The 12344-nt window shown below is 69.1% G+C and carries 9 protein-coding genes; 5 read left to right on the forward strand and 4 right to left on the reverse strand.

What is annotated here, in order from left to right; all coding sequences use genetic code 11:
* Positions 1–111: 111 nt before the first annotated feature.
* Positions 112–420, forward strand: a complete 309-nt coding sequence (locus EPN98_RS10175) for a hypothetical protein (protein ID WP_293362574.1) — start codon at positions 112–114, stop codon at positions 418–420.
* A gap of 107 nt (positions 421–527) precedes the next feature.
* Here EPN98_RS10175 and EPN98_RS10180 read toward each other — a convergent pair whose 3' ends face one another.
* A complete protein-coding gene (locus EPN98_RS10180) occupies positions 528–1451 on the reverse strand; it encodes an SDR family oxidoreductase (protein ID WP_293362575.1) in 924 nt (307 codons plus the stop codon).
* A gap of 149 nt (positions 1452–1600) precedes the next feature.
* On the opposite strand from EPN98_RS10180, the gene EPN98_RS10185 reads away from it, so the two are divergent.
* Positions 1601–3082, forward strand: coding sequence for an HWE histidine kinase domain-containing protein (locus EPN98_RS10185; protein WP_293362576.1), 1482 nt, complete (start codon positions 1601–1603; stop codon positions 3080–3082).
* Between the two features lie 5 nt (positions 3083–3087).
* Here EPN98_RS10185 and EPN98_RS10190 read toward each other — a convergent pair whose 3' ends face one another.
* From EPN98_RS10190 to EPN98_RS10200, 3 genes are all read right to left on the reverse strand, one after another.
* On the reverse strand, positions 3088–3912 hold the full coding sequence (locus tag EPN98_RS10190; RefSeq protein ID WP_293362577.1) for a DUF72 domain-containing protein: 825 nt from the start codon (positions 3910–3912) through the stop codon (positions 3088–3090).
* 108 nt (positions 3913–4020) lie between these two features.
* Entirely contained in the window at positions 4021–5676 is a 1656-nt protein-coding gene (locus tag EPN98_RS10195) for a M28 family metallopeptidase (RefSeq protein ID WP_293362578.1), read from the reverse strand.
* A gap of 59 nt (positions 5677–5735) precedes the next feature.
* Complete coding sequence (locus EPN98_RS10200; protein ID WP_293362579.1) at positions 5736–6509, reverse strand: TetR/AcrR family transcriptional regulator; 774 nt, start codon at positions 6507–6509, stop codon at positions 5736–5738.
* A gap of 182 nt (positions 6510–6691) precedes the next feature.
* Here EPN98_RS10200 and EPN98_RS10205 point away from each other — a divergent pair, with 182 nt between their 5' ends.
* From EPN98_RS10205 to EPN98_RS10215, 3 genes are read left to right on the forward strand one after another with little or no spacing between them, the layout of a single operon-like run.
* Positions 6692–8122 (forward strand): efflux transporter outer membrane subunit, encoded by a 1431-nt coding sequence (locus EPN98_RS10205; RefSeq protein ID WP_293362580.1) that lies wholly within the window; start codon positions 6692–6694, stop codon positions 8120–8122.
* Between the two features lie 8 nt (positions 8123–8130).
* On the forward strand, positions 8131–9207 hold the full coding sequence (locus EPN98_RS10210) for an efflux RND transporter periplasmic adaptor subunit (RefSeq protein WP_293362581.1): 1077 nt from the start codon (positions 8131–8133) through the stop codon (positions 9205–9207).
* Positions 9204–12329, forward strand: a complete 3126-nt coding sequence (locus EPN98_RS10215) for an efflux RND transporter permease subunit (RefSeq protein ID WP_293362582.1) — start codon at positions 9204–9206, stop codon at positions 12327–12329. The genes EPN98_RS10210 and EPN98_RS10215 overlap by 4 nt, the downstream gene beginning before the upstream one ends.
* Positions 12330–12344: the final 15 nt, after the last annotated feature.

The following is a 12344-nucleotide window of genomic DNA, read 5'->3' on the forward strand; positions in this document are numbered from 1 at the left end:
AACGAAGGTCCCTAACGGATTCTCACTTTTCCCACTTTGGTGAGAAATTTAGAGATGATTCACCGCCGCCGGGTATTCCTCTCACCATCGTTTCTTCAACAGGAGGTGGGGATGCAGAAAGCTGTCTCTCTTTTCGGTGGTGTTGTTCTGAGTTTGGCTTTGGCGTCGGGCGTCAGCGCCGCGTCGTTCCAAGAGAACATGGCTAAATGCCTTGTTAAGAATGCGAACACCAAGGACGCCGCGACCGTGATGCTTCAGTGCACTGCGAACGGCGGCAAGCTGGACGGCTGCACCGTTCTCTCGGACAGCGCGCCGGGCAAGGGCTTCGACAAGGCCGCCCTGTGCGTGGCCGCGGCCATGCCGATGGGCGACAAGTCGGGCGACGTGAAGATCCCGATGCGCTTCCCCGGTGGTGCGTAAGCACCAGCCCTGGCGGTGGCGGCCGGGCGCAAGACCCGGCTGAAATCAACAAAGAACATCAAGGCGCCCCACCTCCCTGGGGCGCCTTTTCGTTTGCGGTCGCGCCGCTAGACCGTGCGTTGCGCCCGGTCCTTCTCGTTGGCGCCCTTGATGGCGTCGCGTGCGGCCGCCCACTCGGCGTCGCCCCACTCCGACAGGCGCCCGAAGCCGCCGCCGCCCTTCAGGTGGCCGCCGCCGTCGATGGCGATGGTCTGGCCGTTCACATAGGCCGACCCCGGATCCAGCAGATAGACCGCCAGGTTCGCCAGCTCGCGCATCTCACCATTGCGGTCCAGCGGGATGGTCGGGTCGGGCTTCTCGCCATCGGCGCCGACGCCGCCACCGGGGTTCAGGCGCGCCCAGGCGCCCTCGGTCGGGAAGGGCCCCGGCGCGATGGCGTTGAAGCGGATGCCACGACCGCCCCATTCGACGGCGAGCGACTGGGTCATCACGTTCAGGCCGGCCTTCGACATGGCGCTGGGCACCGTGAACGGCCCGCCATGCCAGACCCAGGTGGTCAGGATCGAGACCACCGAGCCGTGTTTGCCCTCGGCCAGCCAGCGCTTCCCTGCGTCCAGGGTCACGAAGAACGAACCGCGGAAGACGATGTTGGCGATGGCGTCAAAGCCACGGGGGGACAGGTCTTCGGTGCGGCTGATGAAGTTGCCGGCGGCGTTGTTGACGAGGCCGGTCAGCGCGCCGCCCGCCCAGACCTGATCCATGGCGTCGTGGATCGCCTCCGGAACCCGGATGTCGCAGGCCATGCCGGTGACCGTCCCGCCGCCCACCTTGGCGGCATGGTCCGAGAGCTCCTTGGCCGTCTCTTCGATCACATTGCCGCGCCGGCCCCAGATGATGACGTCGGCGCCCAGCATCGAGCAGCCTTCGGCCATCACCTTGCCCAGCCCGGTGCCGCCGCCGGTGATCAGGATGCGCTGGCCCTTCATCAGGCCCGGCTTGAACATCAGGTCGTCGAGGGTGAATTCGGTCATGGCGGCAGTCTTCCTCCGTTTTACCCAGCATGCGGCCCCATGACGCAGGGGGCGTCAATGGCGGGGGCCCTGCGACACTGCGCCGTCCAGCGCCGCGACGCGCGTTGCGTCATCCTGACTCTGGGTCGGGGGGCCGCATCGAGGAGCTGATGGCGGCCGAAATTCGTTCGCCCGGCGATCCGGGCAGCCTCGCGACGGAAATCGGCGAGGCTCTGCTGCGGGGCGCCAGCCTCGACGGCCTCTTCTCCTGTGACCGGTCCGCCGTGCTCAGCTTCTGCGACGCCGCCGCCGCGCGGTTCCTGGGCGCGAATTCAGGCGAGGCCGTCGGCCGGCCGCTGGGCGAGGTGCTCGCCGGCCTGCAGGACCAGACCCTGGAGCTGCGCCTGCGCAGCGCGCTGCGTGACAATGCCGCGGTCGAGTTCGTGGCCGAGCGGCCCGGCGGCAGCGACGAGTGGGTCGAGATCGTCGGCCTTCCGATCGCCAGCGGCATGATCTTCATCCTGCGCGACGTGACTCAGCGCGAACGCAGCGAGCGTTCTCTGCGTCGTAACGAGCGCCGCCTCCGCGCCGCCAACGAAACCCTGCGGCTCGCACATCAGGCCGCGCGCGCGGCCACCTGGGAATGGCGGACGGGCGGGGCGATGCGTTGGCTGGATGTGTCGGCCGCCCGCGCCTTGATCGGGCTGTCCGCCGTGGAAGGAGCCGACGAGGCCGTTGCGGACTGGCGCGCCTTCGTCGTCGACGAGGACATCGGACGGGTGATGGCCACCCTGCGGGGGCTGGTCGACCGCGACGAGGCGTCCTTCGAGTTCCGCGTCGCCGCCGCCGACGGTCGCCATCGCTGGCTCCGCTCCAGCTGTGCGGTTGTCGACCGCCGCGCCGACGGCGCGCCAGGCCGCGTGGTGGGCGTCACGCTCGATGTCACCCCGTCCAAGCTGGCCGAGGCCAAGCTGCGGCGCGAGGTGGGCGAGCGTCGGCGCGCCGAGGAACGCCAGCAGCTTCTGATCCACGAGCTGAATCATCGGGTGAAGAACATGCTGGCCACCGTCCAGTCGGTGGCTCGTCAGAGCCTGGGCCGCGCGGGCGGGGCCGGACCGCTGGCCGACTTCGAGAACCGCCTGATGGCGCTGGCCTGGACCCACGACATCCTGACCCGCGAGCGCTGGGCCGGCGCCTCGCTCACGACGATCCTCACCCGCACCATGACGCCGCACGGGCCGGGCCGCGTGACGCTTTCGGGTCCGGACCTGCGGATCTCACCCAAGATGGCGCTGGCGTTGGCCATGGGCGTGCACGAACTGGCCACCAACGCGGTGAAGTACGGCGCGCTGTCGGTCGACGTGGGGCGCGTTGAGATCGCGTGGCGGCTGGACGAGACGTCCGATCCTCCGATGCTGCGGCTGGAGTGGCGCGAGAGGGACGGCCCACGGGTGACCCCGCCGGCCACCCGCGGCTTTGGCGCGCGGCTGCTGGAACGTGGGCTCGCGCACGAACTGGGCGGCAACGTCGCCATCCGGTTTCTGGCGGCCGGCGTGCGCTGCGAGATCGTCGCCCCCTTCGATCCCGAGCCCGGCGAGGCGCCCGACCTGCCGCGGCCCGCGGTCGGCGACGACCTGACGGCGGCGCACTAGGCGGCTCAGTCGGAGGGGATCTCGAAGTCGGGATCGACCCGCCGGATGAACTCCATCGCGGCGGCCGGGGCGCGCACCTTCCCCTCGTGGATCACATAGGCATAGACGTCGCGAGGCCCCTCTGGAGGACCGGTGCGGTCCACCGGCGTGAAATCTCCCGGCACTTCGCCTCGCGCATAGCTCTGGAATCGACCGGCCCACAGGTCGAGATCCTTGGCCTCGTAGCCCGTCGGGATCTCGTCATTGGCCGAGAGCAGGCGCAGGTAGACGAAGTCGGCGGTGATGTCGGGAATGAAGGGGTAGTTCTCATTGTCAGAGTTGCAGATCGCCACGCCCCGATCGCGGCACAGGCCGATGAACTTGGGGTCGTTGAAGGTGCCGTTGCGCACCTCGAGCACATGCCGCGCCGGCAGGTCGCCCACCTTCTCCGGCAACAGGTCGATGAAGCCCGCGAAGTCGTCGTAGTCGAACTTCTTGGTCGGCATGAACTGCCACAGGATCGGCCCCAGCCGGTCGCCCAGCTCGGTCAGACCCTGGCCCAGGAAGATGTCCATGCTGGCCTTGCCGTCAGCCAGCACCTTGCGGTTCGTGCAGAAGCGCGAGGCCTTGACCGAGAACTTGAAGCCCTCGGGCGTCGAGGCGCGCCACTTGGCCCAGCTGTCGGGCTTGAACGACGAGTAGTAGGTCCCGTTGATCTCGATCGAGGTCAGGTGGCGGCTGGCGTACTCCAGCTCGCGCGCCTGCGGCCACTTGGCGGGATAGAATACCCCCCGCCAAGGCTCGAACGTCCATCCGCCGATCCCGCACCGGATCCTGCCTGCGCCGGCCATGTGCCGTCTCCGAAGTTGCCGTCGTTTAGGTAGCGGTTGTCGTGCAGGTTCTCAACATGTTCCGTTTCGTCCTCCCCCCTTCTCACTGCCCTCGGGGGAGGGGAGTTCCTACTTCCGCTGCGACTTCGTCTTGTCGCGCTCGGCCTTGAACTCGGCGCCTTCTTTCCAATCGGGCCAGATGCGGCTGTTCGCCAGTTTCTGGCCCAGGTCGAACAACAGCGCGCCGTCGGCTTCGAAGCCCTTGGGGTCCCAGGCCGGGTCGAATTCGTCGGCCGGCTGGTGGTACTTGTCGGCGGTGTAGGCGGTGCGATTGGCGAGGCCGGCCGCCTTGCCTCCGGTCACCAGATCCTGGCCGCCGCCGAAGCTGATGGCCGGCACGCCCACCTTCGCGAACGGGAAGTGGTCCGAACGGAAGAAGCTGCCGGCCTCCGGCCGCGGGTCGGGCGTGAAGTATCGGTCGTGGGTCTTGCCCACCGCGATCAACTCGTCCTGCAGGGTCAGTGGCGCGTTGCCCGACGTCGTGAAGTCGCGCGCCAGGCCGGTCGGGCCCACGCCGTCCATGTTGAGAACGCCCACCGTCGTGCCCAGCGGATAGAGCGGGTTGCGGGCGTAGTATTCCGAGCCCAGCAGGCCCTTCTCCTCGGCGGTCACCGACAGGAACACGATCGTCCGCTGCGGCTTTGGGCCCTTGGCGAAGGCGCGGCCAAGTTCCAGCAGCATCGCCGTGCCCGAGGCGTTGTCGAGCGCGCCGTTGTAGATCGTGTCGCCCTTGGCGTCGGGCTGGCCCACGCCCAGGTGATCCCAGTGGGCGGTGTAGAAGACGCGCTCGTTCGGGCGCCTGCTCCCGATCACCGCGCCCACGACGTTCTTCGAGACCACCTTCTGCACGTCGACCGCGTAGTCGGCCGAGAAGGTGACGCCCTTCAGCTCCACCGGCTTGAACGCGCGCGTCTGGGCCTGCTTCTTCAGGGCGTCGAAATCGAAGCCGGCGGCCCTCAGCAGGCCCGCGGCCACGTCGCGCTGCACCCAGCCCTCCAGCGGGGCGTGCGCCTCTGAGGGGGTCTTGCGGATGACGTCGAAGATCTCGTTGGTGTTGGAGTTCTTGACCGTCGCCCAGCCGTAGGCGGCGGGCGCCGTCTCATGGATGACCAGGAAGCCCACAGCGCCCTGGCGCGCGGCCTCCTCGTACTTGTAGGTCCAGCGGCCATAGTAGGTCATGGCCTTGCCGCCGAAGTCGCCAGACCCCGTTTCGAAGTCAGGGTCGTTGACCAGGACCAGGGCGACCTTGCCCTTCAGGTCCATGCCCTTGAAGTCGTCCCAGTTGCGCTCGGGCGCCTTGACGCCATAGCCCACGAACACGACGGGGGCGTCCTTGATGGTCAACCGATCGATCCCCGTCTGGGCGGCGCGGATGGCGATCTGCTCGCCCTGGGTCCAGGTCTCCACCGTCCCGCCGACATTGGCGCTGACGGCGATCGGGCCCTTGGTGGCGAAGCGGGCCAGCGGCACGTCCTGGGTCCACGCGCGGCCGCCGCCCGGGAGCGGATCGCCGGCGGGCTGCAGGCCCGCGGCCTTCATCTGCTCGACCAGATAGGAGACGGTCTTCTTCTCGCCCTCGCTGGCGGGCGCGCGGCCCTCATAGGCGTCGGAGGAAAGCACTTGCGTGTCGCGCAACACCCGTTGCGCATCGATGACCGAGGGCGCGGCCGAGACCGAGCTGGCGGCCAGGACCATGACCGCCGCGCTCAGGAAAAGCTTATGCATGCATGTACTCGGGAATGGGGGGATGTTCCCGCGACCGTAAGAGGTTCGCGGCCCTTCGGCTAGGCTGCGGCCCGACGCGCCGCGATCAACGCCTCGATGCCGTCCAGCACCACGTTCAGACCGAAGCCGAAGCGCCACAGCGGATCGGCGACCACGCTTTTGTCCGCCGCCCGCCAGGCCTCGCTGAGGCGAAGCAGGTGAGGGAAGCGCGCCGGATCCAACCGCGCCGTGATGGCGGGCTCGGCCACGGCGAACCATTGCTCGTCGGTCAGCCCGCTCAACTGCTCGGCCTCGCGGGCGTCGCGCGCCTGTTTCAGGGCTCCCAGCAGGAAGTTGTGCAGCACGTCGATGACCAGGTCCTTGGTCAGGTCGTCCAGGCCCGTGCTGTCGAGCGCGCCCAGCGCCGACTCGTGGCGGCGCACCAGATTGGGCCCCAGGGGCGGGCGGTGCATGGCCAGGTCCAGCATCCACGGGTGGCGTTCGCTCATCCGCCAGCGTTCGCGGGCCACGTCCGTGAGCGCCTCGCGCCAGCCCACGTCCGCCGAAGGCGGCGCAGCCATCTCGCCGAGAACACGGTCGAACATGAGTTCGACCAACTCGGCCTTCGAGGGGACGTAGGTGTAGATCGACATCGCCGACACGCCGAGCTCCAGGGCGATCCGGCGTACGGAGATGGCGGTCAGTCCTTCGGCGTCGGCGACCGCGATCGCAGCTTCGACCACCTTGTCCACCGAGTGGCGAGGCTTGGGTCCGCGGCGGCCGGGCTCGGCGTCGCCCCACAGCAGGTCGATGCTGCGCTTGGGGTCCACCCCGACCGTCGTATCCTTCGTCATGCTGGTCCGTACATTACAGAGAAAACACTTTACATCATACAGAGTTTGAGCGAGACGGGCCGTCGCACGGTGGCCGCAAGAGTCGCCGGCGGAGGCGACATCCGGAATATGGGCCCACGCTTCAATTGCGCCGGGCGTGCGAGTCCTGTTCAACAACGCCGATCTGCAGAACCCTGAACCCCATGCTTCGTCGCCCTGGCTACCTTGCCGTCATGGCCACCCTCGCGCTCGCCGGTTGCGCCAGCCCGCGGGACCCTGATCTGCGCCTGCCCGCCGCCTTCGAAGCGCCGGCCGGAGCATCGGCCGCCGCGCCGCCTCCAGGCGCGCTGGCGTTGGATACCTGGTGGACCGCCTACAACGATGCAGAGCTGACCGCCCTGATCGAGCAGGCGCTGGCCCGCAACCCCGACATCCGCACCGCCCGCTCGCGCCTCGACGAGGTCAAGGCCCAACGCACCGGGTCCATCCTGCAGTACCTGCCCCAGGGAGACGCAACCCTGCAGGGGCGCCGCACGGATACCGACCAGATCGGCGGCACGGCGGCGAACATCCCGGGCTTTTCGACGGCCGGCGTGTCCAAGCAATACCAGTCCGCCTTCACCGTGAACTGGGAAGTCGATCCTTGGGGGCGCGGGTTCGTGGCCTACCGCGCCGCCAACGCCGAGGTCGACCGCGTCCGCTACGCCTATGAGGTGGCGCGGGCCCAGCTCGCCGCCGAGACGGCCGACAGCTGGTTCGAGGCCAAGGGCCTGGCCATCCAGCTGGCCGACGCCCGCGAGACGACGCGGATCCAGCAGGACCTCTACGAGATCGCCTCCAAGCGCGCCGAGCGGGGCCTCGCCGCCGGGACCGAGCCCGATCGCATCGCGGGCGACCTCTCGCAGGCCAGAGCCCAGGTCGCGGCGCTGGAAGCCCAACTGCAGGTGCAGAAGCGCGCGATCCTGATCCTCGCGGGCCGTATCGTCGAGCCGACGGCCAACATCAACGCCACGCCCGAAGTCGGCCAGGCCCCGGCCGTGCCCCAGGTGCTGCCCAGCGAGCTGCTGCAGCGCCGGCCCGACGTGCGTCAGGCGCAGGCCGCCCTGCGCTCGGCCGCGGCCCAGCAGAAGCTGGCGGGCCTGGCCTTCTTCCCGTCCTTCACGTTCTCGCCCGGCATCGGGTGGTCGCGCATCGAGCAGCCGGGCTTCTCTTCCGAGACCCAGAACTGGTCGATCGCCGGCTCGGTGATGCAGCCGGTGCTGTCGCTCCCGCGGCTGCTGTCGGACCTGAAGGTCCAGAACGCCCGCACCGAGCAGGCCGTCACTGCCTACGAGAAGACTGTCCAGACCGCCTTCCAGGAAACGGAAAGCGCGCTGGTCAGCCTGGACGCTGACCGCCGCCGCGTGGCGCTGCTCACCGAAGGCGAGGCCCGCGCCCGGCGCGCCTATGAAGCCGCCCGCACTGGCTACGGCCGCGGGCTCACCGATCTTTCCTCCACCCTCTCGGCCGAGCAGGCTTGGCGCAGCGTGCGCGCCCAGCTCACCTCGGCCCAGGTCCAGGCGCTCCGCCGCTCCGTCCAGGCCATGAAGGCCATTGGCGGCGGCTGGCCCGCCCAGGCCTACGCCGCAAAATGAGACGCGCCATGAAGCTCGCCCCCTCCTCCGTTGGCGTTGTCGCCATCCTCTCGGCCATGCTCGCCGTGGCCGGCTGCAAGAAGCCCCCCGAGAAGCAGACCGAGGCCCAGCGCGCTCGCGCCGTCACGGTCGTCACCATCGGCCCGCGCGCCATCGTCGGATCGCTGGCCGCGTCTGGCGACCTGGTGCCCCGCGAAGAGGCCGCCGTCGCCCCAGAGGTCTCGGGCTACCGCGTCACGCGCGTGCTCGCCGACGTGGGGGACTATGTGCGCGCCGGCCAGACGCTGGCGGTGATCGATCCGGCCCTGCTGGACGCCCAGGTCGCCCAGGCCCGCGCCCAGGCCGCTCAGGCCGAGGACCAGGCCCAGCGGGTCAAGGACCTCGACAACCAGGGGGTCATCAGCCAGGAACAGATCGCTTCGCGCCGCTTCCAGGCCGAGGTCGCCCGCGCCAACCTGCGCGCGCTGACCACCCAGCGACAGAAGCTGTCGGTCTCGGCGCCGGTCTCGGGCGTCATCCTCGAAAAGAACGCGCGCCCCGGCGATATCTCGACGCCCAGCGCCACGCCCTGGTTCCGCATCGCCCGTGACGGCCAGATCGAGCTCTCGGCCGACGTGGCCGAGGACGACCTGTCGCGCATCCGCGTGGGCCAGCAGGCCACCGTCACTCTGCCCTCGGGCGCGGTGGCCAACGGCCGGGTGCGTCTGATCAGCCCGCAGATCGACCCGCAGACCAAGCTGGGCGAGGTGCGCATCACGCTCCCGGTCCGCAGCGACATCCGCGCCGGCGGCTTCGGTCGCGCGGTGTTCAACGACGCGTCGGCCAATGTGCTCGGCGCGCCCGAAGCGGCCATTCGCTACGACGCCGACGGCGCCAAGGTGATGGTCGTGGGCCCGGACAACAAGGTGAAGCGCGTGCCCGTGCAGACCGGCGCCCGCGGCGGCGGCGTGGTCCAGATCCTCAAGGGCCCGCCCGCGGGCACCCGGATCATCGCCAACGCCGGAGCCCTGTTCCTGGACGGCGACCTGGTCCGCCCCTCTGACGCCCCGGCGCAACCCGCCGCCAAGACCGCGGTCGCCAAATGAGCGAACAGCCTCGCCATTTCGCGATCTCCGCCTGGGCGATCCGCAACCCGATCCCCGTCGCGGTGCTCTTCATCGGCCTGATCATGGCCGGCCTGATCGCCTACCAGGCGCTCGCGGTGAAGATGTACCCGAACATCCAGTTCCCGGTGATCGCGGTGACGGTCACCCAGGCCGGCGCCGCGCCGGGGGAAATGGAGACCCAGATCACTCGTCCCGTCGAGGACGCGGTGGCCAGCGTCACCGGGGTGCGCAACATCCAGTCGGTGGTGACCCAGGGCGTCTCGACCACCTCGGTGCAGTTCGAGATCGGGACGAACCTCCAGAAGAAGACCGACGAGATCCGGTCGAAGGTGGCGCAGACCCGCGCGCAGCTGCCGCGCGACATCGACGAGCCCCAGGTCAACCAGCTCGAGATCGACGACGCGGCGCCCATCATGACGATGGCCGTCGAGGCGCCGACCATGAGCGACGACGAGCTGTCCTGGTTCGTCGACGACACGGTGGCCCGCACGCTGCAGGCGGCCAAGGGCGTCTCGCAGGTCTCCCGCGTGGGCGGCGTGGCGCGCGAAATCAACATCATCATCGACCCGGACCGCATGGCCGCCCGCGGCCTGACGGCCAGTCAGGTGAACAACGCGCTGCGCGGCTTCCAGGTCGATGCGCCCGGCGGCCGGGTCTCCATCGGCGGTCGCGAGCAGACGGTCCGCGTGCTGGGGACGGTCGATACGGTGGCCAAGCTGCGCGACATGACGATCCCCACCGGCGGCGGCCAGTTCGTGCGGCTGGCCGACGTGGCCGAGATCGGCGATGGCGCCTCGGACGTGCGCGGCTTCGCGCGCCTCAACGGCCGCCCTGTCGTGGGCTTCCAGGTCGCCAAGACCAAGGAGGCCAGTGACGTCGACACCGAGGACGCGGTCCTCAAGAAGGTGGCAGAGCTGGAGAAGGCCTATCCGGCGGTCAAGTTCTCCACGATCTTCTCGTCGGTCACTGAGACGCGCGCCAGCTTCCAGGCCACCAAGAACGTGCTGGGCGAGGGCATGCTGCTGGCGGCCCTGGTGGTGCTGTTCTTCCTGCGCGACTGGCGGGCGACGGCGATCACCGCGCTGGCCATGCCCATCTCGCTGATCCCGACCTTCCTGGTCATGAAGCTGGCCGACTTCTCGCTGAACATGGTGACGCTGCTGGCGCTCACCCTGGTCATCGGCATCCTGGTCGACGACGCCATCGTCGAGATCGAGAACATCGAGAAACGGGTGGCGCGCGGTCAGCGACCGTTCCAGGCCGCGCTGGAAGGCGCCGACGCCATCGGTCTGGCCGTTGTGGCGACCACCTTCTCGATCGTCGTGGTGTTCACGCCGGTGTCGTTCATGCCGGGCATCCCCGGCCAGTTCTTCCGCGAGTTCGGCCTGACCGTTTCGGTGGCGGTGCTGTTCTCACTGGTGGTGGCGCGCCTCGTCACCCCGCTGATGGCCGCCTACTTCCTGAAGGCGACGCCCGATCCGCATCCGCGCAAGCCGTTCGAGGGCTTCTACCGCAACGCCCTGGAGTGGGCGCTGGCCCACCGGATCATCTCGGCGATCATCGGCGGCGTGTTCTTCATCGGGTCGCTGGCCCTGGTGCCGCTGTTGCCGGCTGGGTTCCAGCCCGCGGGCGACCCTGACTACATGTACGTCGACATCCAGGGCCCGCCCGGTGCGACCGTCGCGGACATGGAAGCGACCGCCCAGCGGATCAACAACCTGTTCAAGGACCAGCCCGAGGTCACCGCCGTCTTCATCCAGATCGGCTCGACCGTGTCCAGCTTCGGCCCGGGCTCGGGCGCCAGCGGCGGCGGCGACCTGCGCAAGGGCACCGCGACGATCCTTCTACGGGAGGACCGCAGCGTCCCCGGCGCCGAGATCCGCGACCGGCTGCGTGAGGAACTGCGCAAAATTCCCGATGTGCGCCTGGGCTTCCTCGACTTCGAGGGCGGGGCCGGCTTCCAACAGATCCTGACCGGCACCAACCCCGACAACCTGGAGGCCGCGGCCCTGGAGCTGGAGCGCCAGATGCGTTCGCTGCCCGAGGTGGCCGACCCCAAGCAGTCGACGCCGCCTGTGGGCCCCGAGATCGTGATCCGACCCAAGCCGGACGAGGCGGCTCGCCTGGGCGTGTCGTCGGACGCCATCGCCAACATCGTGCGCATCGCGACCGTCGGCGACATCGACGCCAACGTCGCCAAGTTCAACGAGGGCGAACGGCGCATCCCCATCCGCGTCCGCCTGCCCGAAGACGCCCGGACCGACCTGGAGCGGCTGAAGGCGCTGCGCGTGCCGACGGCGTCCGGCGGCGTCACCACGCTGGAGAGCGTCGCCGACATCGACTTCAAGGCCGGCCCAGCGCGGATCGACCGACTGAATCGGGAACGCCGGATCACCATCCAGGCCGAACTCAACGGCGGCTATCAGCTGGGCCAGGCGCAGAAGGCGGTGAACAACCTGCCGATCATGAAGAAGCTGCCCGAGGGCGTGCGGCCGGCCTCGATCGGCACGGCTGAAGCCATGGCCGAGCTGTTCGGCGGCTTCGGGATGGCGATCTTCACCGGCGTCTCGATGATCTATGGCGTGCTGGTCCTGCTGTTCCGCAGCTTCTTCAAGCCGATCATCATCCTGTCGGCCCTGCCGACGGCGGTGGGCGGCGCTTTCGCCGGCCTGCTGGCCTTCAACCTCTCGCTGTCGATCCCGTCGCTGATCGGGTTCCTGATGCTGCTGGGTCTGGCGGCGAAGAACTCGATCCTGCTGGTCGAGTACGCCATCGAGCGCGAGCGCGAAGGCATGAGCCAGCACGACGCTATCATCGAGGCCTGCCGCGAACGGGCACGCCCGATCGTCATGACCACCTTCGCCATGGCCGCCGGCATGCTGCCCACGGCCTTCGCGCTGGAGAAGGGCGCCGAGTTCCGCCAGCCGATGGCGGTCGCCGTGATCGGCGGCTTGATCACCTCGACGGTGCTGTCGCTGGTGCTGGTGCCTGTGGTCTATCGGTTCGTGGACGACTTCGAGAACTGGCTGAAGCCCAAGCTGGCCCGCATGACCACCCCCCGGCTCGACCCCCGCCAGCCCCTGCCTGAGGACCGGCTGTAGGCCTCTGGCAGATCG

The sequence above is a fragment of the Phenylobacterium sp. genome (assembly GCF_004299445.1).
Lineage (GTDB): Bacteria > Pseudomonadota > Alphaproteobacteria > Caulobacterales > Caulobacteraceae > Phenylobacterium.

Bases quoted from the DNA above. Each gene is read 5' to 3' on its own strand.
- EPN98_RS10175 (WP_293362574.1), top strand. From the start codon at position 112: ATGCAGAAAGCTGTCTCTCTTTTCGGTGGTGTTGTTCTGAGTTTGGCT.
- EPN98_RS10180 (WP_293362575.1), bottom strand. From the start codon at position 1,451: ATGACCGAATTCACCCTCGACGACCTGATGTTCAAGCCGGGCCTGATG.
- EPN98_RS10185 (WP_293362576.1), top strand. From the start codon at position 1,601: ATGGCGGCCGAAATTCGTTCGCCCGGCGATCCGGGCAGCCTCGCGACG.
- EPN98_RS10190 (WP_293362577.1), bottom strand. From the start codon at position 3,912: ATGGCCGGCGCAGGCAGGATCCGGTGCGGGATCGGCGGATGGACGTTC.
- EPN98_RS10195 (WP_293362578.1), bottom strand. From the start codon at position 5,676: ATGCATAAGCTTTTCCTGAGCGCGGCGGTCATGGTCCTGGCCGCCAGC.
- EPN98_RS10200 (WP_293362579.1), bottom strand. From the start codon at position 6,509: ATGACGAAGGATACGACGGTCGGGGTGGACCCCAAGCGCAGCATCGAC.
- EPN98_RS10205 (WP_293362580.1), top strand. From the start codon at position 6,692: ATGCTTCGTCGCCCTGGCTACCTTGCCGTCATGGCCACCCTCGCGCTC.
- EPN98_RS10210 (WP_293362581.1), top strand. From the start codon at position 8,131: ATGAAGCTCGCCCCCTCCTCCGTTGGCGTTGTCGCCATCCTCTCGGCC.
- EPN98_RS10215 (WP_293362582.1), top strand. From the start codon at position 9,204: ATGAGCGAACAGCCTCGCCATTTCGCGATCTCCGCCTGGGCGATCCGC.